Here is a 24,911-nt window from a genome sequence, read left to right on the forward strand (position 1 = left end):
GCGCACGATTAAATTGCAAGCTATTTTTCTGGGCGTCGATAGGGGCTGCCGCTGCCATTCCCTTGAGATTTCCATATCCTTACACTAAAGTAAGGAATCAGGTTCCGCAGGAGAGCTCACAATGACGTCAGCAACAATCACTTCGAAAGGGCAGGTCACCATCCCTGTCGACGTGCGCAATGCGTTAGGCGTAGGTTCAGGTGACCGGATCGAATTCATCATGAATGAGCAATCCGGTCGTTATGAGGTCGTTCCAGCCATTCAATCGGTAACGGCGCTGAAAGGCATCATTGGCAGTCCGAAACGGCCGGTCTCGGTGGAGGATATGAACGCTGCCATCGCCGGGCAAGGCGCCTCGGCGCGATGATTGGCCTCGATACCAATGTACTTGTTCGTTACCTTGCGCAAGACGATGCCGTGCAGTCACCCAAAGCCAATGCCCTGATCGAGTCGCTATCGACCGAGCGGCAAGGCTACGTGACGCAAGTGGTACTGGTCGAGGTCGTCTGGGTGTTGAGCAAATGCTATGACGCGCAACGCGAAGATATCGTTCGGGTTATCGAGACGCTGCTGCGGACGAAAGAACTCGCCGTTGAAGCGTCAGAGACAGTTTGGAAAGCCCTAAGGGTGTTTGCCTCCTCGGCAGCCGACTTCGCGGACTGCTTGATAGAACGCGCCTGCCACGACGCGCAATGTGAATACACGGCCACGTTTGACGTGAAAACGGCCAGGTCAGCCGGATTGAAGCTCATCAGGTAGAGAAAGGGTCCGTCGGCGTGCCCTGGTGAAAGAACATCTGCCAGCCCTTGTCGGTAAGCTTCCAGATCGAAGTGCGAAGGGTATGCCGTTCCAGCCGGCCGTCCGGCCGCCGGCACGCCGACCGGTAGTTCAGCATGGCAACGTCTGGCGCGAGCTGCCGCAGCGAGAAGTCCTGCGCCCATATCGTGCCGGATGCGGCCTCGGGGGGCAGTTCGCTGAGCGTCTCGGCCTTGGTGTGAATGCCCCCGGACCGGCCAATCTCCAGGAAACTGTCATGCAGCAGCACGTCCAGCCGATCCCTGTCGCCGCCGGCGGCAGGCTGGTGTAGTTCGGTTTCAAGCTGCTGCAGCACTGGCAGCAGTGCCTTATCTTCATTCATACCAGGGCACTCCTCTCGTTAGCGTCTTGCTTCCCGGATCACGGCGCATCCTCATCCAGGCCAATCGCCGTCGTATCGATCCGCTCGACCTTCCCCTTCTGGCGCACTTCCGTACGCAGCACGAACGCCTCGGTCGGACAGTACCAGTCGGTGACGTTCATGATCGTCGGCTCGGTCTGGATGAGGTCGTCTCCCATCATCAATGGCCCCAGCGAGGATCGCTTCTCATAGGTGATGGGCATGCATTCGCGGCGTCCCATCGCGGTCTCGATGGATTGCGCGCGGCCGACCCGGCGCTCGCCGATGGAGACCGAGGCCGAGGGGGCCCGAATGGTGGTGACCATCTCGTCCGTTGCCAGGCTATGTATCTCCAGGTCCAGGCTGGAACTGAGGGTCTCGCCAGGCAGCACGACGCCCTCCCTGATGGCCAGGCCCGCATAGCTCAGCACGCCCTTGCCCTGGAACGAGGCCTGCCCGAACAGGCGCGTATAGCGCGCCTGCGCATTGATGGTGGCGCGCTGGCTGCTCACCGTGGCCACCGCGCCGGGCGTAGCGCCCCGGTCAAAGCTCATCCTGTGCACCTGGTCCATGACCACCGGCGGGCCCATCATGGCCGCCAGCGCCGACTTGGAATGGATCGACAGCCATGCGCTGCAGCCCTTCTCCGTGATCGAAGGATGCCGGATGGTCATGGTGATCGACATCGGCATGTCGCCACTGGCCTCCATCTGCGCGCGCGCCCCCGACTGGAACCAGGGCGCGTCGCAGATGGTGCCGGGGATGCCCTCGGGCGCTGCGCTGCCGGTTTGCCCTTGCTGAGCCATCCCTTCATCGGGAAGCCCGCATAACAGCAGTGGAAATAACACCGCGCCCAGTCTTCGGAAGGCGCGCGTCGGCCCGTAAGGGTGAGCGGTCATGTCTTGTCCCAAGCCAGAAACCTCGCGCTGGCGATCCCCCTGGATAGAGGGATTTCGGCCCGGCCGGGCCACCAGCATGCCCCGAAGGTAGCACTTGGCATCGCGGCCCACAACCGGGACAGACACCGGAACGGAAGCATCCATGCACGGCAAGAAAGTGCTTACTTCTGCCCGCCAGCGGATTGCGGCCGGGCCGGCGCCGCCACGCCCTGGCGGTCACCGAACAAGGGGTAAGGCACCCCGCGCGCAGGATCGTCGGTGGTCTGGTCTATCACGATCTCCACATCCGCCACCTCGCGCAGCGCCGCCATGAACGGCTGATGCGCGAAGCCACGTCCCACGCAGCCCTGCACCAGCAGCCAGCGCCCCCGCACTGTGAGCCACAGCGTGGAATCCTGCCAGCCCGGCATGGCGAGCGACAGCGACTGCAGGCGGCGGCGCGTGCTTTCCACGATCTCCTTCTCGTACTGGTAGGAATTGGCGAGGCGGCAGCGGCCTTCCACATAGCAGTGGTTGCCATCTTCGATCCGGTGATGGGCATCGCGCCGCCATTGCGCCTCGTCCACGCGGGGCCCGAGCGGCTCCGGGCAACCGGCGATGCGCGAAGAGATCTGGAAGAAGGGATCGCGGCCACGGTTTTCCTTGTCGTTATCGCCGCCGCGCGCGGGCCAGGCCAGCATGGCGGCGCCGGCGAGCGCAATCATGGCGATCCGCACGGAAACAAACGAACGATGGACGGGCACGGCGGACTCCGCGGTAACGGCTGCGTCTGCATAGCATAGGACCAGCCGCGGCCAGGTGAAAGTGCGGCCAAACGCGGGCGCTTCGGCCCGGTTTCCCTGCTTTTTGCGCCAGGGGAGCCTGGGCTTTCGCAGCGTGCCGCGCGAAAGCGCGTGAGCGCATCCACGTACAATCTCCGCATTCAAAAGAATAATTCAAGGAGACAGTCATGGCAGTCATCGGACCCGATGTGCGCTTGCATCCCACCGCCTACGTGCACGAATCGGCCTACCTCTATGGCAAGATCACCATCCACGAGGGCGCATCAATCTGGATCCATGTCGCCGCGCGCGCCGAGAGCAGGGAAATCGTGATCGGCGCCTACACCAATATCCAGGACTTCGCGATGCTGCATATCGGCGACCGCTCGCCAACCATCATCGGCAGCCATTGCTCCATCACGCATCACTGCACGATCCACGGATGCACGATCGGCGACAACTGCCTGATCGGCATCAACGCCACCATCATGGATGGCTGCGTAATCGGCGATAACTGCATCGTCGCCGGACATGCTTTCCTCAAGGAGGGCACCGTGATTCCGCCCAATTCCATCGTGATGGGCAGCCCCGRCAAGGTCACGCGCACGCAGAACAACTATGTGCGCAACCGGCTCAATGCGTTTTTGTATTACAAGAATGCGCTGGCCTATGCGCGGCAGGATTATCGGGCATGGGAAGGACCGGAGTTCACGGCGGAGATGATGGCGGAAATGGAGAGGCTGCAGGCAGCGCTGGAAGCTACTGGATCGTGACCGGCCGCATCGCGGGCAAGATCGGGCGGCCGGTGCTGCCGGCCAGGGGATGAAGCGGCTAGAGCAGCCCGATATCCACCGCGCGGGTATCGGGAAACACATGCGCCAGGCGCGCATCGTCCAGCCCGTAGAGGCGCCTGAACAGGCCGCCCAGCATGGCGCGGTATTCGTTGAGCACGGGCCAGTCGCGATTCTGGTTCAGCGTGCGCTGCTCTACCGCCACCTGCTCGCCGGCTATGCGCCCGCCGCGCACCGCGCCGCCGGCCACCCAGTACACGGTGCCGTGGCCATGGTCGGTGCCGCGCGTGCCGTTCTCGCGGAAGGTGCGGCCGAACTCGGAAACCACCACCACCGTGGTCTTGCTCCACACCGGGCCGATCTCATCGGCAAAGCCGGCGACGCCGCGCCCCAGGTTGTCCAGCAGGTTGGCCAGTTGCCCCTGCGCACCGCCCTGGTTCACATGCGTATCCCAGCCGCCCACGTCGATAAAGCCCAGGTTGAAGCGCTCGCGCATCAGGCTGGCCATGCGCCGCGCTTCCAGTTCGAAACCCTTGGCGCTGAGCGCGCGCCGGTTGGCCGCCTGCATTTCCTGCATGCGGCTGGCCATGTCGGGCTCGGGCTGCGCGGGCAGGTTCGCGGCCATCATGCTGTTGCGGCGTTGCATGGCCTCGGCCTCCTGCGCCACGGTCTGCCGCAGCTCGAAGCCCTCGTTGATCAGCGACTCGAAACGCGTGCCGCGGTACATCTGCGCCAGCACGCGTGTCTGGCGTTCGTCGAAGGGCGTGCGCCCGGTGCCTTTGAGCGAGACATTGGGCACACTGAGCGCACCGCTGAGCACCATCGGCAGGCCGTCGGTAAAGGCTACCGGCGCGGCGCGTCCGCCCATGGACTCGGCGAGCCGGTTGAGAAAGCCGGTGCCGCGCAGCGAGGGATCGGCGCGGCCGTTGCCCTTTCCGTTCGCAGCCAGCGGCAAACCCGCCTCGATACTGTCCTGCGTCTCGAAGTGGCTGCGCGAGGAGTCCGCCGTGCCGGCAAAGGGCACAAAGGCAAGCTGCTGCTTCTGCCACAAGGGCAGCAGGCTGTCCTTGAGCGCGGGATGCAGCGCCCACGTGTCGATGCCCCGGTCCGCGCCGCCATCGAAGGCCGCCGCCAGCGACAGCGCGGCGCGCGGATCGGCCGGGGCGCCCTGCGCAGCCGGCCTGGCGATGGCGATATTCGGACGCGACGCGTAGTAGAAATCACTGCCTGCCGGCACCAGCACATTGGTGGCATCGTAGCCGCCGCGCAGGAACACCAGCAGGAAACGCGCATCGGCCTGCTGCGGCAGCGCGTAGGCGCGCGAGGCAATGCCGGGTGCCAGCGCAGCCAGTCCCGCCAGCCCGGCGCCCTTTAGCCATTCACGTCGTTGCATGGGTCGCTCCTTGATCCAGGGCAGGGCCTCTCATTCCTGCATCCACTCGGGCGAGGAAAGCAGGATGGTGTTCCACTCCGCCTGCGAAGCTGCCTGCGTCATCGCGGTGCGCGTGGCGGGCCCGAGGGTGGGTTCGATGCTGTCGAAAAACACGCGGTTGCCGAGTTGCGGAAACCCGGTGCGCTCGGCCGGCTTGCCATCATCCTTGGAGAAAAGGCCAGCCTGCCCGGAACCGATCGCGCGGGCAATCTCGAAGCGCTTGACCATCTGCCCCGAGCTGGCCCACGCGCTTTCCGCGGCGGGGAAACCGTCCGGCGTGATGCGGCCATAAAGCGGCTCGCCCAGCTGGTTGAGCCAGGCGATGGCCGGGCGCAGGTTGGCCACCATGCGGCCGTCGTAGGCCAGCCGCAGCGACGAGGCCACGAACTGCATCGGATCCTTGAACTTGCGGTTGCCCGAGGCCAGCGTTGCGTTCAGCTCCGGCGACAGGAACAGCGTGCGCAGCACCGCCGCGATATCGCCGTCGCTCTGCACGAACGTGGCCGCCATGCGGTTGACCAGCGATGGCGGCGGCGCATCACCAACGAAATGCGCGGCGAGCTTGTAGGAGATAAAACGCGCCGTGGCGGGCTCGCGGCTGAGAATGTCCACGGCTTGCTCCACCTCGTGGAACCCGGTCGGCTCGATACGATGGCCGAGCAGCGTCTTGGGCCCGGAATCATGCCGGCCCGGATTGAACTCGAATACGCCATCGGCGCGGTAGAGCGCCTGCTTTTGCGGCGGCAGCTTCGGCGGCTGGCCGCTGGCATTGATGCCCAGTCCGGTCAGCACACGGGCCAGTTCCTGCACGTCCTGCTGCGAATAGCGCGAACCGCTTGCGCCGCCGGACACGCCCAGCGTATGCAATTCCATCAGCTCGCGCGCGTAGTTCTCGTTGATGCGGTCGACCGCGCTCTGCGCGTTGTCCAGGTACTCCAGCATGGCCGGCGCGGTCACCGTGGCCATCAGCAGGTCGCGGAACTTGCCCAGCGCACGCGGGCGTATTGCCTTGTCTTCGTAGTCGGCCAGCACCCAGCGTATCGAGCCTTTGCCGGAGTACACGCTGAAGTGATTCATCCAGAACCATGTCATCTGCTCGCGCAACTGCGCTGTGGAGTAAAGCGCGCGCAGCAGATGGCGCCGGCTGGTATCGAGCAGCACCTCGTTGCCGCCGCGGTTCAGCGCATCGCGCGCCTTTTGCTTTTCGTCATCGTCCGTGAGCGTATTGATGCGCTGCTGCTCGGCGCGCACGCTGCGCAGCCTTTGCTCGCCGCTTTGCTGTGCAATGCTCAGCGCGCCGATGGTGGCGGCGAGTTCGCCGGCATCGGTGGCGGGCGCCTTGAGCTGTTCATCGAGATAACGTTCGCGGCCCAGCTTGCGCAGCCGTTCCATGCTGGCCTGGTTGGCGCCGAAGGTGACGGTGTTGAGCCAGTGCAGGTCGGCCGGTTTCAGGGTCGCCGCGGCGCTGCCGCTGTCCGGCGCGCCGCCGCCCTGCGCGCACGCGCCCAGCAGGCCGGCGGCAGCAGCCAGCAGCAACACCGGCATCACACGTGAAAAGCTGAAGGTCATGGATAGCCTGCCTGATCTCGAACACCTGTAGGTGACACCGCTCTTACGCGAGCGGGCGGGTTTTGGTTGACGTGATCAGCCCGATTTCCATACTGGATCCGCAAGCAAAATGAAAGTTCCTGCCGGATTACCACGCAAACGGGGGGATTGCTATTCAAGCGGCCGGGGCATCGCGCGCAAGGTCAGGGCCCAGAACACCAGCGCAGCGGCGCTGATGGCGGCGCCCAGCACACACACGCCGGACCATCCGGCGCGCGCATAGACGTGGGTCGAGGCGATCGAGCCGGCGCCGCTGCCTAGCGCATAGAACAACATGTAACAGCCCACCAGCCGGCTGTGCGCTTCCGGCTGTACGCGAAACACCAGGCTCTGGTTGGTGACATGGATGGCCTGCCCGGCAAGGTCCAGCACAATGACGCCGGCCACCAGCAGCCACAGCGATTGCTGCGCGAAACCCAGCGGCAGCCAGCAGGCCAGTAGCAACACCAGCGCAGCGCCGGTCGTCGCCTGGCCCAGCCCGCGATCCGCTAGGTGGCCGGCACGCGCCGCCGCCAGCGCGCCCGCCGCCCCCACCAGCCCGAAGGCGCCGATGGCCGTATGCGACATCGAATACGGCGGCGCGCTCAGCGGAAACACCAGCGCGGTCCAGAACACGCTGAAGGCGGCGAACATCAGCATGGCGAGTACCCCGCGGATCTGCAGCGTGCGCTCGTGCGCCAGCAGCGTGAACATCGAGCCCAGCAGGCKCGCATAACTCATGCGCAACGGCGCGCCGTGCCGATGCGGCAGGCGGCGCGCCAGCACGGCGATCATCAGCAGCGCCAGCACGCCCGAGACCACATACACGGCACGCCAGCCGGCCAGGTCAGCCAGCACGCCCGCCAGGGCCCGCGCCAGCAGCAACCCGATCACCACGCCGCCCTGCGCCGCGCCTACCACGCGGCCGCGTTCGGCGGGCGCGGCCAGCGTGGCGGCGAACGCGATCAGGCCTTGCGTCATGGCCGTGCCCAGCAAGCCCACGGCGAGCATGCCGGCCAGCAAGGCAACGCGCGAGGAAGCCAGGGCCACCAGGGCCAACGCCATCGCCAGCAACAACAATTGCAGCAGTATCAGGCGGCGCCGGTCGACCAGGTCACCCACGGGCACCAGCAACAGCAGCGCCAGCGCGCAGCCCGCCTGCGTGGCTGTGACCACGATGCCTGCCGCGCCGGTGCCGAAGCCGAATTCATGCGCCATGGCATCGAGCAAGGGCTGCGCGTAGTAGACGTTGGCCACGCTGAGGCCGCAAGCCAGCGCGAACAGCCAGACCAGCGAAGAAGGCATCGAAGGCGCTGCCGCACGCAATGCGGCTGCGCTTCCTGGGTTAAAAGTCATGACGGGCTCCATCTGGTTTTGTAAAAAAACCAAGTGAAGTCTAACCTTCATGGTTTCTTAAAGCAACCAGATTGGGTTTCGCTAAAACCTTTCCCGGAATGGGGCCAATTGGTGATGTTTTCGCCCCTCCGGCAAAGTCCCGACACATATCGTATAGTCACGATATTAATTTTGTGAGAAGCAGATATTTGTTTCGCCAGCCTGCGAAACAAATATCCCTTCCGTGACAGCAGTGAACCCTGAAGCCACCCCCGACGCGAGTTCCGACTCAAACCCGATCGACATCGACGCCATCCACAAAGCGCTGGCAAACCCGGTGCGGCGCAATATCCTGGCCTGGCTGAAATCGCCGCAGGAGAACTTCGCCATACAGGACTACCCGCTTGAGCTGGGCGTCTGCGCGGGCCTGATCGACGCGCGCACGGGCTTGTCGCAGTCCACCGTGTCGGCGCATCTCGCCACGCTGCAGCGCGCCGACCTGGTGACGTCCAAGCGGGTTGGCCAATGGATTTTTTTCAAGCGCAACGAAGTGACCATCCAGGCTTTTCTGGATCACATGCATAGCGATCTGTGAAACCTGGCGGCGCGCAAGCGCCCGAAGCCGCACCAAGTCCATGGTGCGTCATCCTCCTCCACCCTTTTCGGTACCAAGACCAATAGCCATGCCTACACTCTTTGATCCGATCCGTATCGGCGACCTCGATCTTCCCAACCGCGTCATCATGGCGCCCCTGACGCGTTCGCGCGCGGTGGGCGGCGGCCGCGTGCCCAATGCCCTGATGGCCGAGTACTACGTGCAGCGCGCTTCGGCGGGCCTGATCCTCAGCGAAGCCACTTCCGTCACCCCGCAAGGCGTGGGCTACGCCGACACCCCGGGCATCTGGTCCGACGAACAAGTGGCCGGCTGGAAGGTAGTGACCGATGCCGTGCACGCCGCCGGCGGCCGCATCTTCCTGCAGCTATGGCACGTGGGCCGCATTTCCGACCCCGTCTTCCTCGACGGCGAGCTGCCGGTGGCGCCCAGCGCCATCGCGGCCGCGGGCAATGTCAGCCTGGTGCGCCCCAAGCGCCCGTATGTCACGCCGCGCGCGCTGGAAACCGATGAGATCCCGGGCATCGTCGCGGCCTACCGCCACGGCGCGCAAAATGCCAAGGCCGCCGGCTTCGACGGCGTGGAAGTGCACGGCGCCAACGGCTACCTGCTCGACCAGTTCCTGCAGGACAGCACCAACAAGCGCACCGACGCTTACGGCGGCCCGATCGAGAACCGCGCCCGCCTGCTGCTGGAAGTGACCGACGCCTGCATCGACGTATGGGGCGCATCGCGCGTGGGCGTGCACCTGGCGCCGCGCGCCGATGCCCACGACATGGGCGACTCGGACCTGGGCGCCACCTTCGGCTATGTGGCCCGCGACCTCGGCAAGCGCGGCATCGCCTTTATCTGCTCGCGTGAAGCGCTCGGCGACAACCGCCTCGGCCCCGCGCTGAAGAAGGCCTTCGGCGGCGTCTATATCGCCAACGAACAGATGACCAAGGAAACGGCCGAGCATGTGCTGCAAGCCGGCGAAGCCGATGCCGTGGCCTTTGGCCAGTTGTTCATCGCCAACCCCGACCTTCCGCGCCGCCTGCAGATCGACGCGCCGCTGAACGCGCCGCAGCCAGCGACCTACTACCATCCGGGCGCCGAAGGCTATATCGACTACCCCGCGCTCGCCTGACCCGGCATGACAGCCCGCGCTGGCTCGCGTGCGACAGCGCGCGTGGCTGGCTGAAGGGTCGATCGGCTGAAAGGCTGAAAGGTTGAAACGCCCCGCCTCGCGCGGGGCGTTTCCCATGCCCGCGACGGTTTGTGCGCATCGCCACCATGCCATAATCCGCAGCCATGGCATCTACCGACCCGTCCGACCCACCGCTGCCGCGCATCCATCGCGCAGAGTACGCGCGGCGCATGAACCGCGTGCTCGACTATATCGACCAGCATCTGGACACGGCGCTCGACCTGGCGCAACTGGCGGATGTGGCGAATTTTTCCCGATTCCATTTTCATCGCGTGTTCGCGGCATGGATGGGTGAGACGCTGGGCGACTACGCGCGCCGGCGCCGGCTCGAATCCGCGGCATTTCACTTGTCCTGCAAACCGGAGGCCTCGGTGCTGGAAATCGCACTGGCCACGGGATTCGGGTCAGGCGAGGCATTTGCGCGCGCCTTCAAGCTCAGGTTTGGCTGCACGCCGTCGGCCTGGCGCGCTGGCGCGGCGCAACACCGGGCCGAGCAAATGGCGGCGGCACGCGAGCGCCATGCCAACCGCCATGGCAATCCGGATAGCAATCCGGATCAGGTCCTGCGCAATGCCAGTCAGGTGGACGGCCGTGCATTCACCGACCATGGCGGCTCCCACCAAGCACATGGAGAGCGCAATATGGAAGTCCGCATCATCGATCTACCCGAGGTACGTGTCGCCTACCAGCGCCACATCGGTCCCTACGGCCCGGCGATCGGCACGTTCTGGCGCGAAGCCGTCGCGCCATGGATGCATGCCAACGGCCTGGGTGAGCAGACGTGTTATGGCATCGGCCACGACGCCCCGGGCATTACGCCGCCGGACAAGTGCCGCTACGACGCCTGCGTGGCGGTACCGGAAGCGTTCCAGCCCGGCGGCCAGGCCAGCATCGCCGTCCTGCCGGGCGGACGCTACGCCGTGGCGCCATTCAGCGGCGCCCCTGCCACCATCGGCGAGGCGTGGATGTGGCTGACCCGGGAATGGCTGCCGTCGAGCGGCATGCAATGCGACGAGCGCCCGTGCTTCGAGCGGTTCTCGGCAGTGTCCGCGCTGGACCGGCGCACGGGGGTGCTGACCTGCGAGCTGTGCATTCCTGTGCGTGCGCTGTAGCACGCCACGGGCATACGCAAGGTGGAAGGCGTGACGCGTGCTGAAGTCGCCGATTGCCTCAGCATCTACATGGTCCGGGAGCACATCGTCCGGGCCATGGCGCATTGCCGTCGCAGGATGGCGAGAGACGCCGTCGCATAGCTGCGCCGGAGCACCCCCGCTGCATCGCGCTTTTAGCCCGCTGCCTGCAGTTGCGGCAGCAGTTCGTCCGTCGTCAGGATCACGTGGGCATACGTCGGGCCGTTGATCTCGTGGGCGGCATGCATGGCTTCCGGGGAAAACGCCGCGGTCGCGTCCTTTACCAGCGTGATGTGGTAGCCAAGCTCGGCGCCGAATTTCGCGGTGGTCTCGATGCAGGTGTTCGCCAGCATGCCGATCACGATCAGATGCTCCATGCCACGCCGCCGGAGCTGATGGTCAAGGTCGGTGTTGGCAAAGCCGCTGGACCCGAAATGTTCGGTGGCCATGACGTCTTGCGGTTGCGGCATGAAATCGGGATGCCATTCGCCACCCCAGGACCCTGCCGCGAAAGGCTGCACGCGATGCGCGCCGGCCATGTAGGGCGACAGGTGCTTCCATCCGGCAAAATCATCCGGCGTGGCGCGGTGATGCGGCACGTAGAAGACCGTGATGCCCGCCGCCCGCACGGCGGCTAGCACCCGGCGCATATTCCCGACCGTGCCGGTGGCATCGGCCACGGCCCGGGCGGGTCGGTTGAGCTTGCCTTCGTCCGACAGGAAGTCGTTGTACGGGTCGACCAGGAGCAGCGCGGTGATCGCCTTGGGGTAGGCATTTTTTCTCATCCTTCTTCTCCTGAACGCCGGACACTGTCCCAGAGTAGGGAACCCTTCGCAGCGCGTCAATCGGAAGTCCGGAGGATTCCGTTTCCTGGTCCCGCGCGACTCAGTCTGCCTGCGCCCCGGAACGCTTCACCACCGCGCCCCACTTGCGAATCTCGCTGTCGAGGAACTTCCCGGTTTCCTCCGGGCTCATCGGCATCGGTTCCGAGCCGCGGTCCGTGATGAACTTTCCCAGCTCCGGCGATTGCAAGGCCTTCACCGTTTCCGCGTTGAGCTGGCTCACCAGCGCGGGCGGCAGGCCCTTGGGCGCCATCAGGATGGCCCAGCCCAGCGCCTCGAAACCGGCAACGCCTTCCTCGCGCACCGTGGGCACATTGGGCAGCTGCGGCGTGCGCCTGGCCACCGTCACCGCCAGCGGCACGGCCTTCTTTGACTGGATCAGGGGCAGCGCCGCCGTCACCGAATCCACCATCAGCGGGATCTGGTTGCCAAGGAAGTCAGCCTGCGCCGGGCCGCTGCCTTTGTAGGGAATGTGCACCATGAAGATGCCGGCCTGGGCCTTGAGCATCTCGGCGGAGAGATGCTGGGTACCGCCCACGCCGGCGCTGGCGTAGCTGTACTTGCCGGGTGCGGCCTTGGCCCTGGCGATCAGGTCGCGCAGCGAGACGATGCCCGAAGCCGGCGTGGCAAGGAACACCAGCGGCACCGAGAACACCCCCGAGATCGGCTGGAAATCCTGGCGCGGGTTGTAATTCAGCTTCTTGTACAGGGTCTGGTTGATCGCCATGGCACTGCCGGCCATGACCAGCGTGTAGCCATCGGGCGCGGCGTGCGCAGCCAGCTCCATGCCGAGGTTGCTGCCGGCACCGGCGCGGTTGTCCACGACGATCGGCTGGCCAAGCTGCTTGCCCAGGCGCTCGGCCAGCGCGCGCGCGAAGATGTCGGTGGCCTGTCCCGGCGGGAAAGGCACGATCAGCTTGATGGGCCGCTCGGGGTAGGCGGCATGGGCAAGCGTGCCGGCCAGCGTCAGTGCGGCGGCAGCGATCAGGGAAATGGGCTTCTTCAAGGGGCTCTCCTGTTTTTTCGTTTTATGTGTTGTGCATGCGCTGCAACGGATTCTACGGGATGCCGCGTCGGCGGCCGCGCGCGCAAGCTCCGCCAGCGCATTTCCATATGCCGATTGCGGCGTTGGCAAGCCTGACCCGCAGCCGTATGATGTTGCGGCACCATCCCCATACGCCGGAGCGCCGCATGAACGCCGTCACCGAACCGCAGCTGGCCTGGCTTGACACCAGCCAGTCCCTTCCCGCCCTGCACTTCCCCGCTGTCCAGACCGAGGTCTCGCCCGATGAATGGGCTGTGCGCGTGGAGCTGGCGGCGGCCTACCGGCTGGCGGCGCAGTTCCGCTGGACCGATCACATCTACACCCATTTCTCCGCGCGCGTGCCCGGTCCGCACGAACATTTCCTGATTAATGCCTATGGCCTGACGTTCGACGAGATCACTGCGTCCAACCTCGTCAAGGTCGATATCGACGGCCGGATCCTGCGCGACGACACCGGCCTTGGCATCAACCCCGCCGGCTACGTGATCCACAGCGCCATCCACGGCGCGCGCCACGACGTAGGATGCGTGCTGCATACCCACACCGCCGCCGGCATCGGCGTCTCGGCCCAGCGCGACGGGCTGCTGATGATCTCGCAGCACGCCATGCGCTTCTTCGGCCGGGTGGCGTATCACGATTACGAGGGCATCGCCATCGATCTGGACGAACGCTCGCGGCTGGTGGCGGATCTGGGCGACAAGGACATTTTCATCCTGCGCAACCACGGCCTGCTGACTTGCGCGCCTACCATCGCGCAAGCCTTCCAGGAACTGCACATGCTGGAGCGTGCCTGCGTCGCGCAGCTTGCCGCGCAGTCCGGTGGCGCGCCGCTGGTGATCGCGCCGGATGCGGTGGCCCGCAAGGTAGCGGACGTGGTGGTGAACAATGCTGGCGGACCGGTCACGCGCAAACACTGGGCCGCCCTGCTACGGCAGCTCGACCGCAGCGACCCGTCTTACCGTCAATAAGCGCAAACGGACGCCAGAGGCCTCATGCCCGCGACCTCCGCCGTTACCCTGGCCGGCCTCGGGCTGGCGGCCCTATTGCTACTGCTGCGCGCCAGCCGCGACCCGCGCGTGCTGGCGGCGCTGCGCAGCGATCCGGCGCCGTGCCCGCCGCTGACGAACTGAGCCGTAGCGCCCGGCGAAGCGGGCTGCGCATGCCGGCAGCCACCGCGGTAGTCCACGCCGGCTGGTCCCGGCCGCAGCAGGGAAAGGGAGGCGATCCTATAATCCACCTGCATGCAAGCCCGTCCAGGCCTCCCGTTTCCCCGTGCCTGCCATGCGGCACAACAGGACCATCCACATGATCGATCTGTACTACTGGACCACCCCCAACGGCCACAAGATCACGATGTTCCTCGAAGAGGCTGGCCTGCCCTATCGCGTGGTCCCGGTGAATATCAGCCGCGGCGAACAGTTCGAGCCCGCCTTCCTGAAGATCTCCCCGAACAACCGCATCCCGGCCATCGTCGACCAGGCGCCCGATGATGGCGGCGAGCCGGTCTCCACTTTCGAGTCGGGCGCGATCCTGCTGTACCTGGCCGACAAGACCGGGCGCTTCATCCCGGCGGACCTGCGTGGCCGCAACATGGCGCTGCAATGGCTGTTCTGGCAGATGGGCGGGCTCGGGCCGATGGCAGGCCAGAACCATCACTTCGTGCAATACGCGCCCGAGCCACTGCCCTACGCCATCGAGCGCTACGTGAAGGAAACGGCGCGGCTGTATGGTGTGCTGAACAAGCACCTGGCAGACGGTCGTGCATACATCTGCGGTGCCGAATATTCGATAGCGGATATCGCCTGCTACCCGTGGGTGGTGCCGCACGAACGGCAGCGCCAGAACCTCGATGACTTCCCGCATCTGGCAAACTGGTTTGCGCGCATACGGGCGCGCCCCGCCACCGAACGCGCCTACGCGCTGGCGAAGACGATCAATACCGCACCGGTAGTCGATGAAGCGTCGAAGCGCGTGTTGTTCGGGCAGGATGCCTCGACCGTACGCTGACGGGTGAACGCGCTGGCCGGATCAGCGCTTGTGGTCGAAACGCCGTGCCAGCCGTTCGCCGCCGAACTGCACCAGCGTCACCAGCGCCACCAGGATAACGATCACGTTGAACATCACCGCGGTCTCGTAGCGCTCGTAGCCATAGCGGATGGCAAGGTCGCCAAGGCCGCCGGCGCCCACCGCGCCGGCCATGGCGGAAGAACCGATCATGGCGATCACGCTGACCGTGGCGCCGCCGACAATACCCGGCAGCGCCTCGGGCAGCAGCACGTGCCGCACGATATGCCAGCGCCGGCAGCCCATGGCGCGCGCGGCCTCGATCAAGCCCGGATCGATCTCGTTCAGGCTCACCTGCGCGATGCGCGCGAAGAAGGGAATCAGGTGCACGCTCAGCGGCACCACCGCCGCCCAGGTGCCCATGGTGGTGCCGACGATCAGCCGCGTCACCGGCAGCATCGCCACCAGCAGGATGATGAAGGGGATCGAGCGGAAGGTATTGACCAGCGCGGACAGCGCGCGGTACAGCCGCGGCCGGGGCCGCAGGCCGCCCGGCGCGCTCAGCGTCAGCACGATCGCCAGCGCCATGCCCGCCACGAAGACCACCAGGCACGAACTGCTCACCATCAGCAGGGTCTCGCCCAGTGCGCGTATGTACTTGTCAACCATGGGCAGCATAGCCGCGTACCTCGGAATGGCCGGCGCGCGCACCCGCGTACGCCGCATTGGAATTCGAATTCGCACCGGCCGGGGCCGGCATCTCCAGCCGCAGCGGCCGCAGCAAAGCCAGCGTGGCGTCGGCTTGCGGCTCGGCAAATACCTGCCACACGTTGCCGAGTTCGACCACGCGGCCGTGGTCGAGCACCAGCACGCGGTCGCAAGCCTGGCGGATCACCGCCATATCGTGCGTAATCAGCACCACGGTCAGGCCCAGCTGGCGATTGATGTCGCGCAGCAGCGCCAGGATGGACTCCGTGGTTTCGGGATCCAGCGCCGAGGTGGCTTCATCGCACAGCAGGATCTCGGGCCGGTGCACCAGCGCGCGCGCAATGCCCACGCGCTGCTTCTGCCCGCCCGAGAGTGTGGCCGGATAGACCTGCGCCTTGCCGGCCAGCCCCACCAGTTCCAGCAGCGCCATCACGCGCGGCGCAATCTCCGCGCGCGGCACGCCCGCCACGCGCAAGGGCAAGGCAACGTTCTCGAACACGGTCTTGGCCGAGAGCAGATTGAAATGCTGGAAGATCATGCCGATGCGCCGCCGCAACGCCACCAGGCCGTTTTCATCGAGTCCGCCCACGTCCACGTTATCCACGCGAACCTGCCCGGTGCCCGGGCGCTCCAGCATATTGATGGTGCGCAGCAGCGTGGACTTGCCCGCGCCGCTGCGGCCGATGATGCCGAATATCTCGCCGCGCGCCACGGTGAAGGAAACATCCTCCAGTGCCGGGGCCTGCGCGCCCGCATAGCGCTTGCCGAGATGCGCGAAGACGATATGCGGCGGACTGGATTGCAGCGATAGCACCTGTGACACGATCAGGATCCTCCTGGGAATTGCAGGAACAACAACAATCGGGAATCGGAAATCGCAAATCCGAAGCTCAGAACGCCGGAATCACCGAGCCCTGGAACTTGGTCAGGATGAACTTGCGCACCTCGTCCGAGTGGTACGCCTTGATCAGCGGCGCCACCCACGGCGCGGCCTTGTCGCGCTCGCGTACCGCGATGACGTTCACGTAGGGGTTGTGCTCCTTCTTCTCCACGGCAATGCCGTCGCGCGTGGCGATCAGGCCGGCCTGGTAGGCAAAGGTGTTGACCACCGCCGCGGCGTCAACGTCGGGCAACGAGCGCGCCAGCACCACCGAGGCGCTTTCCACCAGGTCCAGCTTCTTCGGGTTGGCGGTCACGTCGGCCAGCGCGGCAGTGCCGGTGTAGGGGTCGAAACCATCGCGCAGCTTGATCAGGCCGTGATCGCGCAGGATCACCAGCGCGCGGGTCTGGTTGCTCGGGTCGTTGGGAATGCCAAGGCGCGCGCCCTGCGGCAGCGATTCCAGCGACTTGTACTTGCGCGAGTAGAAGGCGATCGGCGAGATCAGCGTATCCGCCACCGCCACGATCTTGTAGCCGCGCTGCTTCACCTGGTCGCGCAGGAAGGGGATGTGCTGGAAGGCATTGGCGTCGAGGTCGCCGTTGTTCAGCGCTTCGTTGGGGCTGGCGGTGCCGGTGATCACGATCGGCTGCACATTGAGGCCCTGCTTCTTGGCCACCTGTGTGACCACCTCCCAGATCTCCTCGTCCACGCCGCCGCGCACGCCTACCTTGATGGTCTTGTCGGCAGCCAGCGCCGGGGCGGCGCCAATGGCTAGCGCCGCCGTGGCGGTCAGGAGTGTTGAAAGCAATGCGCGCAGGTTCATAAGCCGTTCACCTTGAGTTTGGACTGGCAATGGTTGAGTTGGCGAGATGCCAGGTGAGCCAGTCTAGGCAAGCGGCGGCATGATGGTCCAAGAATAAAACCGCAGTAGCAAATCCGGAAAATGCGGCCGCCGGGGCGAAAGCCGCTTGTCCGTCCGCCACCCTACTTCAGATACTTCCAGGCACCGCTCTGGATCTGCACCAGCGCGGCCGCCCGCTTGTCGTAGCCAACATGGTCGGACCTGGACATCGTCGTCACGCCCTGGGTTGTCACGACGCCGCTGGTGCTCTCCAGCGCATCGCGCAGCGCAGCGCGAAACGCTTCGCTGCCTGGCCTGGCCTTGCCGAGGGCAACGGGAATCGCCGAGCGCAGGACCAGGCCCGCGTCCCAGACATTGGCCGAGAAGATCGAGGCCGAGTTCTGCCCGTTAGCGGCCTCGTATCGCTTGATGAAATCCTGCGCGACGGGACGCATCGGGCTGTCCGGCTCAAGCTGGTCGGCTACCAGCACCGGCCCGACGGCAAAGATCGCACCCTCCGCATCCTTTCCCGCCACGCGCAGGAAGTCCCGGTTGGCGATGCCATAGGTCTGGTAGACCTTGCCCTTGTAGCCACGCTCGGCGAGCGTCTTCTGCGGCAAGGCGCCGGGCGTTCCGGACGCGGCGACCAGAACGGCATCCGGCTTCGCGGCGATGATCTTCAGTGTCTGGGCTACCACGCTGGTGTCGGTGCGCACGTAGCGCTCCGTCGCCACGAGCCTGATGCCGGCCTTGTCCGCCAGCGGCTGGAGCGCCGACAGCCACGCGTCTCCGTAAGCATCCGAGAAGCCCATGAACGCCAGCGTCTTCGCACCGGTCTGGCGCATGTGGTCAAGCGTGGCGCCGACCATCAGGCTTTCGTTCTGGATTGCCTTGAATGCCCAGCGCCGCTTCTCGTCTTGCGGCTCGACGATCCTCGCGCTTGCGGCCAGGCTCATCAGCGGCACCCTGGTCTCGGCGGCAACGTCCACCAGCGGGATGGTCGATGGCGTGACCGAGGAACCCATCACCACATCCACCTTGTGTTCATCCACCAGACGCCGGAAGTTGCGAACGCTGGCGCTCGGATCCGAGGCGTCATCGAGCACAATGAAGTTCAGCTTCTGCCCCGCCACGTCCTTGGGCAGAAGGTCGATGGCGCTCTTCGCCGGAATGCCCAGCGACGCCGCAGGACCGGTCAGCGACAAGGTGACGCCGATGTTGATATCGGCATGGGCGGTGGCTGCGGCCAGGCCGGACATGGCAAGCACGACAGTCATCAGTGCGCGGGTGGGATGGAACATCGCTTTGTCTCCTTGGTGTATCGCGGCCATCTCGGTGGCGCGCGTGGTGAGGGTATGGTGGCGGCGAGGCGTTCCGGGCAGGCTCAGATATCCAGTTCAAGCTCGGGTGTCAGTGCCCTGGAAACGCAAATCATGATGGCCGTGTTCGCCTCGCGCTCCGCATCGCCCAGCACATGGTCGCGGTGGTCCGCCATGCCGGACAAGAGCGGTACTTCGCAGCTGCGGCACAGGCCCTCGCGACAGGCGAATGGCAGCGGCACGCCATTCTGTTCCAGGGTTTCGAGAATGGTGGAGCCGGCGGGAACGATGAAGCGGCCGCCGTGCCGGTGCAGGATCACCGTGAATGCCTGCTCCGCCCTTGCGCTGGCTTGCCGTGGCTCGGCACTGAACCGTTCGAAGTGCGTGGCGGCCCGTGGCACGCCCGCCGCTTCCGCCGTGGCGGCCACCGCGTCCATCAGCGGCGATGGTCCGCAGCAGTACACATGACTGCCGTCGGCCAGCGCGCCGAGAAATGCGGACAGGTCCGCCAGTTCGCCCCGGCTCTCGTCATCGACATGAAGCTGCACCCGTTCGCCATATCGCGACAACACATCCAGGTAAGCCGCACGCTGGCGCGAACGCATGCAATAGAGCAGCTTCCATGGCCTGCCGTTGGCTTCGCACCAGCGAATCATGCTGAGAACCGGCGTGATGCCAATGCCGCCGGCAATAAAGACATGCGCCGTGRCAGCCGCGTCGATGCCAAACAGCGAACGCGGCACGCTCACGGTGACCGGGTCGCCCTCCCTTAGCCCGGCATGAACATATTGCGAGCCTCCGCGCGAAGACGGCGCGAGCCCGACGCCAAGGCAGTAGCGGTGGGTCTCGGCCGGGTCGTTGCAGAGCGAATACTGCCTGACGATATTGCCTGGCAGGTGAACATCGATATGCGCGCCCGCGGTGAAGGCGGGCAAGGCACCGCCGCAAGGACGCCGCAACTCGATGCCGCGAACGCCCTCCGCCTCCGAGGTCAGCCTGGATACGATCAGTTCGAGCATGCCGTGCTACCTCACCCCGGACATCGCCGTCTTCTCAACGGGTGCCGGGGATTCTGCCGCTTCCTCTTCGATCTTGCGGTTCACGGCCCAACGGAACTGCGACAGCGCCGCGTCGATGGAGAACGGCATCATCTTGAAGTTCGGCTCGAGCGCGAGGCTTCGCTGTTGCGCCGAGATGATCTCGCGGTCCTCGTCGAACGCCGTTACCACGCTTTGGTGGATCGACGCGGTGACCTCCGGCTTGTCGATGGCAAAGTTGTGCGGATGGGCGAAGAAGTAGTGCGTGGAGTTCTCGGTCTCCGGGGTGATCGCCTGGCAACCCCGGAACTCCGCGGCATCGACGCGCACGCCCTCCGGCGCGCCCGTGCCGGTGGGAGACATGCCGGAGTCCATCAGCAGGATGGCCGGGATCGTGAAGTTGTAGATATTCCAGCGGTCGACTTTCCCGGGCCATTCCTTGACGGCTTTGGCGAATGCGGGCGCCTCGGTATTGATGGCCCAGCGCGTAATCCGCACGCCGCCATCGATACGCTCCACCTTGGGCTTGACGGCTGCATAGTCCTCGCTCCCGCCCAGGGTGGTCGGGTGAACGAACGGCAGGTGCGAGAAATCCAGCAGGTTGTCGCAGATCAGCAGGTAGTTCACGTCATAGTGGATATAGCCGTCCTGGCTGCGCCAGTCCGGGTGGTCCAGCCACTGCGTATCCGGGATCAGCGACGGATCGGCCTTGTCCGGATCCCCCATCCAGATCCAGATCCAGCGGTGCTGCTCGGCGATTGGAAACTTGCGCACCTTGGCCTGTGGCGGAATGCGCTCCTGCGCGGGCGCCTCGATGCAGTGGCCTGCGCTGTCGAACTTCAGGCCGTGGTACATGCAGCGGATGCAGTCGCCTTCCCTGCGCCCGACCGACAGCGGCGCGCCGCGATGGCAGCAGCGGTCCTCCAGCGCGACGATGCTGCCGTCTTCCTTGCGGTACATCACCACCGGTACACCGATGATGGTGCGGGAGAACATGCCTTCGGCGGGGATCTCATTGTCCCAGCCGGCCACATACCAGGTGTTCTTGATAAACATGCTGCGTTCCTTCGGAAAGTCTCGTTGCGCCCGGCGTGGAAATCCGGGGCGCGCGTCGCCGTGCACGCATTGCCTTCCGGCGATGCGCGGGCGAGGAATTGAAGCTGCCAGACCGGGCTAAGGTGCCGTGGCCTGGACCAGGAGGGAAATCAGGATGGGGGCGATGCCCCGTGCAGGCGGGGTTGCGGGTGGAAATGCGCGAACAGGTGGGGCGTCATGTCTGTCTCCGTATGCCGGGACCCATCTGCGGGGTCCTTGACTGCAGAATAGGTTTGGAGCAAACATGCGTCAACGTCATCTACCTAATAGCGGGAATGTAGGCCATGCATACAGACGAGCTCGACCTTAACCTGTTGTCGGTATTCGACGCGATGCTGCGGGAACGCAGCGTGACCAAGGCGGCGCAGGAACTGGGCCTGACGCAAAGCGCGATGAGCCACGCCCTGAACCGCTTGCGCGCGTTCTTCGACGACCAGTTGTTCGTCAAGACGCCAGAGGGCATGATGCCCACGCACAAGGCGGAGGAACTGACCGAAGCCATCGTCGGCGTGATGGCGACGGTGAGACAGCAAGTCCTGTCCCAGGCGCGCTTCGACCCGCTGGCGGCGCGGCGCACGTTCAATCTGTGCATGACCGATATGGGCGAACTGGTCTTCCTGCCGCCGCTGATCAGCAGGCTGCGCCGCGAAGCACCGCACTGCACGCTGCGCACGCTGCAAGTGCCGCTGCAGCAGATCGAAGGCCTGCTCGGTTCCGGGGAAGCCGACCTGGCGCTTGGCTCCATCCGCGCCGCGCCGGAGGGCCTGTTCCAGCAGCGCCTGTTCATGCATTCCTTCGTGACGATCGTAAGCGCGCGCAACCGCGAGATCGGCGAAGCCCTGACGCTGGAGCAATTTCAGCGCATGCCGCAGATTGTGGTCACGCTGTCAGGGCGAGCCAGCGCGGCCTACGACAGCGCCTTCGACGATCACGGCATCAAGCGGAACATCTACCTGTCCACGCCCCACTTCCTGGTTGTGCCGCTACTGATCGAACAGCATCCGGATCTGATTGCCACCGTGCCGCTGGAACTCGCCAACGTCTTTGCAAGATACGGCACGGTGCGCGTCATGCAGCCGCCGGTGGCGCTGCCGAAATTTGCCATCAAGCAGCATTGGCACCCGCGTTTCCACCATGACCCGGCAATCATCTGGCTGCGCGAGCTGGTGAAGCGGACCTTTGAACACTATCCCAAGGTGTTCGTCGGGGAGGATGAACCGGCGGCATCGCCACCGCCGGTGAAGCGGTCGCGGCGCGTGGCAAAGGGACAATGAGAACGCGCCTGAACGCGCAGGCGCCTAGCCGTCCGCCTCAGCCGGTTCCATCGCGCCGAACCGCCACGACAGCCGCCGCGCCGCTTGCAACAGGGTCCTGGCCGTGGCGCCATCTATACCGCTGTCGAAGCTGCCCGACGTGCCAATCAGGGCGATGACGAGCGCAACGCTGCCGGTGTGGTCGAACACGGCCGCCGCAAGTGTGTCGATGCCGGGCACGGGCCGGCTCAGCGCGTTGTCGATCCGCTGCGCGCGAATTTGCGCCAGCCGGGCCGCGTACGCTAGCGCAAGCGCTTCGCCCGCGCCGCCATCCGCTTCGACGACTTCCGATTTCCGCACACCGGCCAGCCGAAGCTCGTCCTGACCCATCAGGCCAATCAGCGCGTGCTCCGGCAAGTGCGCCGCGAACAGCCGGCCGATCGCCGTATTGACCAGCGAGAGCACAGTACCCACCCGCAGGCTGACGTGCTGCGGCCGCGCGGCTTCTTCCAGGCGGACTACCGTCGGCCCCAGCGGGCCGAGCACTGCCATTGCCACGCTCAGGCTGGTCGCGCCCGCCAGTTCGATCACTTCCGGCTCGGCTTCGCGGGTTGGCGAGAGCCGCTGCAAGGCGATCAGCCCGAGTTCGAGGCCCAGCGGGCCGGACAGGAAATTGCCCGCCGCATCGCGCGCCAGCAGGCCGATCTTCTGCAGGCTGACCAGATGCGGGAACGCCTTGGCGGGCGGCATGCCGGCCGCGCGCGCGAGATCGCGCAACGGCAAGGGCCGCCCTGCCGCCACCAACGCGGCGAGCAACTGGCCGGTGTTGTCCAGCGACTGGATACCGCGCTGCGGTTTGGCGGCTTCGCCCTGGCTGTCGTCGGTTGGCGTGGGTGCTGGGGTCATTCGGGAGTAYCGGCGATGGCGTCACGGATGGCTGCCGCAGTGCCGAGCAGGGCAAGTGCCACGGGGCCGCGCCAGTCCACATCGATGGCGCCGGTCGAGCCGACCACGGTCAGCGCCAGGCGCAAGCGGCCGCTGGTGTCGAGCACCGGCACGCTGAGACTGCTGACCGCCGGGCTCGGCGCATCGATGCTGCGCTCGATGCCACGCTCGCGGATGGCGGCAAGGGTAGCGCCGAAGGCGGCGTCGGGCGTGCCGCCAGGCTGCTGCTGTTGCCAGATTGCCTGCCATTGCCCAGGCGGGAGAAACGCGCAGAACACGCGGCCGGTCGCGGTTGCCGACAGCGACATGACCGAGCCCACGTGCAGGTTCACGTGCAAGGGCGAACCGGCGTGCGCATAGCGGACGATGGTTGGGCCCTGCGGCCCGCTGGCGCAGATCGCCACGCTGAATCCGCACGACGCGGCGAGCGCGGCCACGCGCGGCACCGCTGCCCGGTAGGCGGGATCATGGTCGAGAAACAGCATCCCGAGCTGCAGCGCCAGCGGGCCGGGCTCGTAGCGCCCGGACAAGTGATCGCGCTTGATCAATCCAAGCCGCACCAGGCTGACGAGGTAAGTGTGTGCTTGCGCGGGCGCGATCTGCACGGCAGCCGCGAGGTCGGCCAGGGTCATCGGGGCACGGACATCGGCCAGCGCCCGCAGGAAACGGCCGCCGACCTCGACGCTCTGTATGCCGCGCTGCGCTTTCTCCGCGCCACCGGCATCCGACGTGTTGTCCGCTGATCTTGCCATTCGCCTCTCGCTTGAAAACCCAGATAGTAATCGACCAGACGCCCCGCCTCCCGCATCACCGAGGGTTTCCCCTTGGTTTTCTGTGCGGCATTCGGCTCTCGCATTCTATTAGTCAAAAACAACTCTATTTGTTATTGACTAATTTCGCTGAGATTCCTAAGATGGCCTTACCCCGATACCGGTGCAGCTACAGAGTGAAAAACGGGGCGAGACAGTCCCCCGCTATGCAGTGATCCGCCCCGGCGCCTGCTGTCTCGTCTTTTCCCCACGCAGCAGAAAAGAAAGAGGCAAGCATGAGCAAGGCATTCGCATCCCAGGCCGACCTGGAAGCCAAGAAAGTCACCTTCACCCAACTCTCCGAGAACGCCTACGCGTACACGGCCGAGGGAGACCCCAACTCCGGCGTGATCATCGGCGACGACGGCGTGCTGATCGTCGACACCACCGCCACGCCCGCCATGGCGCAGGACCTGATCGCCAGGATCCGCTCGGTCACCGACAAGCCCATCAAGTACGTCGTGCTCTCGCACTACCACGCGGTGCGCGTGCTTGGCGCGTCGGCCTATTTCGCCGAGGGCGCGCAGCAGGTCATCGCCAGCCGCGGCACTTACGAAATGATCGTCGAGCGCGGCGAAGCGGATATGAAGTCCGAGATCGAGCGCTTCCCGCGCCTGTTCGCCGGCGTCGAGACCGTGCCGGGCCTGACCTGGCCGACGCTGGTGTTCGAGAGGGAAATCACGCTGTACCTCGGCAAGCTCGAAGTCCGCATCGCGCATCTGGGCTCCGGCCATACCAAGGGCGACACGGTGGTCTGGCTGCCTTCGCAAAAGGTGCTGTTCTCCGGCGACCTGGTGGAATACGACGCCGCGTGCTACTGCGGCGATGCACAGCTTGAGCAATGGCCGGCCACGCTGGATGCCTTGCATGCACTGGGCGCCGAGAAACTGGTTCCCGGCCGTGGCCCTGCCCTCACCAACACGGAGGAGGTCAGGAAGGGCATCGAGTACACCAAGGACTTCGTCACCACGCTGTTCCAGGCTGGCAAGGAGGCCGTGGTGGACCGCCTCGACCTGAAGAGCGCGATGGCCCATACGCGCAAATCGATGGACCCGAAGTTCGGCCATGTCTTCATCTACGAGCACTGCCTGCCGTTCGACGTGTCGCGCGCCTTCGACGAAGCCAGCGGCATCAAGCACCCGCGCATCTGGACCGCGCAGCGCGACAAGGAAATGTGGGCCGCGCTGCAGGATTGAAGACCAGCCGCCGCAAAGATGGAACGGCCGAGTAGAGTGGATGGAGA

General features: G+C 65.5%; 27 protein-coding genes. 11 read left to right on the forward strand and 16 right to left on the reverse strand.

From position 1 onward, the window contains the following. The first annotated feature begins 121 nt into the window (after window positions 1–121). Window positions 122–367 carry an AbrB/MazE/SpoVT family DNA-binding domain-containing protein gene (locus tag AC1DT6_RS14530; RefSeq protein WP_276291057.1) on the forward strand — a complete coding sequence of 82 codons (246 nt, stop codon included), beginning with the start codon at window positions 122–124 and terminating at the stop codon, window positions 365–367. Beyond that, window positions 364–759, forward strand: coding sequence for a PIN domain-containing protein (locus tag AC1DT6_RS14535; protein WP_441627633.1), 396 nt, complete (start codon window positions 364–366; stop codon window positions 757–759). The genes AC1DT6_RS14530 and AC1DT6_RS14535 overlap by 4 nt, the downstream gene beginning before the upstream one ends. Here AC1DT6_RS14535 and AC1DT6_RS14540 read toward each other — a convergent pair. From AC1DT6_RS14540 to AC1DT6_RS14550, 3 genes are all read right to left on the reverse strand, one after another. Next, window positions 752–1,138 (reverse strand): nuclear transport factor 2 family protein, encoded by a 387-nt coding sequence (locus tag AC1DT6_RS14540; protein WP_441627635.1) that lies wholly within the window; start codon window positions 1,136–1,138, stop codon window positions 752–754. The genes AC1DT6_RS14535 and AC1DT6_RS14540 overlap by 8 nt on opposite strands. A gap of 38 nt (window positions 1,139–1,176) precedes the next feature. Continuing rightward, window positions 1,177–1,962, reverse strand: coding sequence for a hypothetical protein (locus tag AC1DT6_RS14545; RefSeq protein WP_052685896.1), 786 nt, complete (start codon window positions 1,960–1,962; stop codon window positions 1,177–1,179). A gap of 254 nt (window positions 1,963–2,216) precedes the next feature. Beyond that, on the reverse strand, window positions 2,217–2,735 hold the full coding sequence (locus AC1DT6_RS14550; RefSeq protein ID WP_441627719.1) for a BON domain-containing protein: 519 nt from the start codon (window positions 2,733–2,735) through the stop codon (window positions 2,217–2,219). Between the two features lie 269 nt (window positions 2,736–3,004). On the opposite strand from AC1DT6_RS14550, the gene AC1DT6_RS14555 reads away from it, so the two are divergent. Further along, window positions 3,005–3,589 (forward strand): gamma carbonic anhydrase family protein, encoded by a 585-nt coding sequence (locus tag AC1DT6_RS14555; RefSeq protein WP_477114745.1) that lies wholly within the window; start codon window positions 3,005–3,007, stop codon window positions 3,587–3,589. Window positions 3,590–3,647: 58 nt separating this feature from the next. Here AC1DT6_RS14555 and AC1DT6_RS14560 read toward each other — a convergent pair whose 3' ends face one another. From AC1DT6_RS14560 to AC1DT6_RS14570, 3 genes are all read right to left on the reverse strand, one after another. Next, complete coding sequence (locus tag AC1DT6_RS14560; RefSeq protein WP_441627639.1) at window positions 3,648–5,000, reverse strand: DUF1501 domain-containing protein; 1,353 nt, start codon at window positions 4,998–5,000, stop codon at window positions 3,648–3,650. A 30-nt stretch (window positions 5,001–5,030) separates the two neighbouring features. Beyond that, window positions 5,031–6,608, reverse strand: coding sequence for a DUF1800 domain-containing protein (locus tag AC1DT6_RS14565; protein ID WP_441627641.1), 1,578 nt, complete (start codon window positions 6,606–6,608; stop codon window positions 5,031–5,033). Window positions 6,609–6,758: 150 nt separating this feature from the next. Then, window positions 6,759–7,982: an MFS transporter gene (locus tag AC1DT6_RS14570; protein WP_477114746.1), complete on the reverse strand. Its 1,224-nt coding sequence runs from the start codon at window positions 7,980–7,982 to the stop codon at window positions 6,759–6,761. A gap of 277 nt (window positions 7,983–8,259) precedes the next feature. On the opposite strand from AC1DT6_RS14570, the gene AC1DT6_RS14575 reads away from it, so the two are divergent. The 3 genes from AC1DT6_RS14575 (at window position 8,260) to AC1DT6_RS14585 (ending at window position 10,872) form a co-directional block, all read left to right on the forward strand. After that, window positions 8,260–8,556 (forward strand): ArsR/SmtB family transcription factor, encoded by a 297-nt coding sequence (locus AC1DT6_RS14575; protein ID WP_276291090.1) that lies wholly within the window; start codon window positions 8,260–8,262, stop codon window positions 8,554–8,556. A gap of 88 nt (window positions 8,557–8,644) precedes the next feature. After that, window positions 8,645–9,700 carry an alkene reductase gene (locus AC1DT6_RS14580; RefSeq protein ID WP_441627645.1) on the forward strand — a complete coding sequence of 352 codons (1,056 nt, stop codon included), beginning with the start codon at window positions 8,645–8,647 and terminating at the stop codon, window positions 9,698–9,700. Between the two features lie 164 nt (window positions 9,701–9,864). Continuing rightward, on the forward strand, window positions 9,865–10,872 hold the full coding sequence (locus AC1DT6_RS14585) for an AraC family transcriptional regulator (RefSeq protein WP_441627647.1): 1,008 nt from the start codon (window positions 9,865–9,867) through the stop codon (window positions 10,870–10,872). A gap of 173 nt (window positions 10,873–11,045) precedes the next feature. Here the strand turns inward: AC1DT6_RS14585 and AC1DT6_RS14590 are convergent, their stop codons facing one another. Both AC1DT6_RS14590 and AC1DT6_RS14595 read right to left on the reverse strand, forming a co-directional pair. Beyond that, a complete protein-coding gene (locus AC1DT6_RS14590) occupies window positions 11,046–11,675 on the reverse strand; it encodes a cysteine hydrolase family protein (RefSeq protein WP_441627649.1) in 630 nt (209 codons plus the stop codon). A 100-nt stretch (window positions 11,676–11,775) separates the two neighbouring features. Beyond that, complete coding sequence (locus tag AC1DT6_RS14595; protein WP_441627651.1) at window positions 11,776–12,738, reverse strand: tripartite tricarboxylate transporter substrate binding protein; 963 nt, start codon at window positions 12,736–12,738, stop codon at window positions 11,776–11,778. 185 nt (window positions 12,739–12,923) lie between these two features. Between AC1DT6_RS14595 and AC1DT6_RS14600 the strand changes: the two genes are divergently transcribed. The 3 genes from AC1DT6_RS14600 (at window position 12,924) to AC1DT6_RS14610 (ending at window position 14,784) form a co-directional block, all read left to right on the forward strand. Next, window positions 12,924–13,745 carry a class II aldolase/adducin family protein gene (locus AC1DT6_RS14600; RefSeq protein WP_441627653.1) on the forward strand — a complete coding sequence of 274 codons (822 nt, stop codon included), beginning with the start codon at window positions 12,924–12,926 and terminating at the stop codon, window positions 13,743–13,745. Between the two features lie 24 nt (window positions 13,746–13,769). Then, complete coding sequence (locus AC1DT6_RS14605; RefSeq protein ID WP_441627655.1) at window positions 13,770–13,907, forward strand: hypothetical protein; 138 nt, start codon at window positions 13,770–13,772, stop codon at window positions 13,905–13,907. A gap of 175 nt (window positions 13,908–14,082) precedes the next feature. Further along, the gene (locus tag AC1DT6_RS14610; RefSeq protein WP_441627657.1) at window positions 14,083–14,784 is read left to right on the forward strand and encodes a glutathione binding-like protein; all 702 of its coding nucleotides are present in this window, start codon (window positions 14,083–14,085) and stop codon (window positions 14,782–14,784) included. Between the two features lie 21 nt (window positions 14,785–14,805). Here the strand turns inward: AC1DT6_RS14610 and AC1DT6_RS14615 are convergent, their stop codons facing one another. The 6 genes from AC1DT6_RS14615 to AC1DT6_RS14640 form a co-directional block, all read right to left on the reverse strand. Continuing rightward, complete coding sequence (locus AC1DT6_RS14615; RefSeq protein WP_441627722.1) at window positions 14,806–15,450, reverse strand: methionine ABC transporter permease; 645 nt, start codon at window positions 15,448–15,450, stop codon at window positions 14,806–14,808. Further along, the gene (locus AC1DT6_RS14620; RefSeq protein ID WP_441627724.1) at window positions 15,443–16,318 is read right to left on the reverse strand and encodes a methionine ABC transporter ATP-binding protein; all 876 of its coding nucleotides are present in this window, start codon (window positions 16,316–16,318) and stop codon (window positions 15,443–15,445) included. Before AC1DT6_RS14620 ends, AC1DT6_RS14615 begins: the two co-directional genes overlap by 8 nt. Window positions 16,319–16,379: 61 nt before the next feature. Then, the gene (locus AC1DT6_RS14625) at window positions 16,380–17,192 is read right to left on the reverse strand and encodes a MetQ/NlpA family ABC transporter substrate-binding protein (RefSeq protein WP_441627659.1); all 813 of its coding nucleotides are present in this window, start codon (window positions 17,190–17,192) and stop codon (window positions 16,380–16,382) included. Between the two features lie 161 nt (window positions 17,193–17,353). Next, on the reverse strand, window positions 17,354–18,511 hold the full coding sequence (locus AC1DT6_RS14630; protein ID WP_441627661.1) for an ABC transporter substrate-binding protein: 1,158 nt from the start codon (window positions 18,509–18,511) through the stop codon (window positions 17,354–17,356). Window positions 18,512–18,594: 83 nt separating this feature from the next. After that, window positions 18,595–19,548, reverse strand: coding sequence for a PDR/VanB family oxidoreductase (locus AC1DT6_RS14635; RefSeq protein WP_477114747.1), 954 nt, complete (start codon window positions 19,546–19,548; stop codon window positions 18,595–18,597). A 6-nt stretch (window positions 19,549–19,554) separates the two neighbouring features. After that, window positions 19,555–20,622, reverse strand: a complete 1,068-nt coding sequence (locus tag AC1DT6_RS14640; RefSeq protein ID WP_441627665.1) for an aromatic ring-hydroxylating dioxygenase subunit alpha — start codon at window positions 20,620–20,622, stop codon at window positions 19,555–19,557. 323 nt (window positions 20,623–20,945) lie between these two features. Here AC1DT6_RS14640 and AC1DT6_RS14645 point away from each other — a divergent pair, with 323 nt between their 5' ends. Further along, window positions 20,946–21,935 (forward strand): LysR family transcriptional regulator, encoded by a 990-nt coding sequence (locus tag AC1DT6_RS14645; protein ID WP_441627667.1) that lies wholly within the window; start codon window positions 20,946–20,948, stop codon window positions 21,933–21,935. A 24-nt stretch (window positions 21,936–21,959) separates the two neighbouring features. Here the strand turns inward: AC1DT6_RS14645 and AC1DT6_RS14650 are convergent, their stop codons facing one another. Both AC1DT6_RS14650 and AC1DT6_RS14655 read right to left on the reverse strand, forming a co-directional pair. Next, window positions 21,960–22,820 carry an IclR family transcriptional regulator gene (locus AC1DT6_RS14650; RefSeq protein ID WP_441627669.1) on the reverse strand — a complete coding sequence of 287 codons (861 nt, stop codon included), beginning with the start codon at window positions 22,818–22,820 and terminating at the stop codon, window positions 21,960–21,962. Next, window positions 22,817–23,611, reverse strand: coding sequence for an IclR family transcriptional regulator (locus tag AC1DT6_RS14655; RefSeq protein ID WP_477114748.1), 795 nt, complete (start codon window positions 23,609–23,611; stop codon window positions 22,817–22,819). The genes AC1DT6_RS14650 and AC1DT6_RS14655 overlap by 4 nt, the downstream gene beginning before the upstream one ends. 293 nt (window positions 23,612–23,904) lie before the next feature. Between AC1DT6_RS14655 and AC1DT6_RS14660 the strand changes: the two genes are divergently transcribed. Beyond that, window positions 23,905–24,864, forward strand: a complete 960-nt coding sequence (locus AC1DT6_RS14660; RefSeq protein WP_441627673.1) for an MBL fold metallo-hydrolase — start codon at window positions 23,905–23,907, stop codon at window positions 24,862–24,864. Window positions 24,865–24,911 lie beyond the last annotated feature (47 nt).

The organism is Cupriavidus sp. 01L45 (assembly GCF_056399885.1).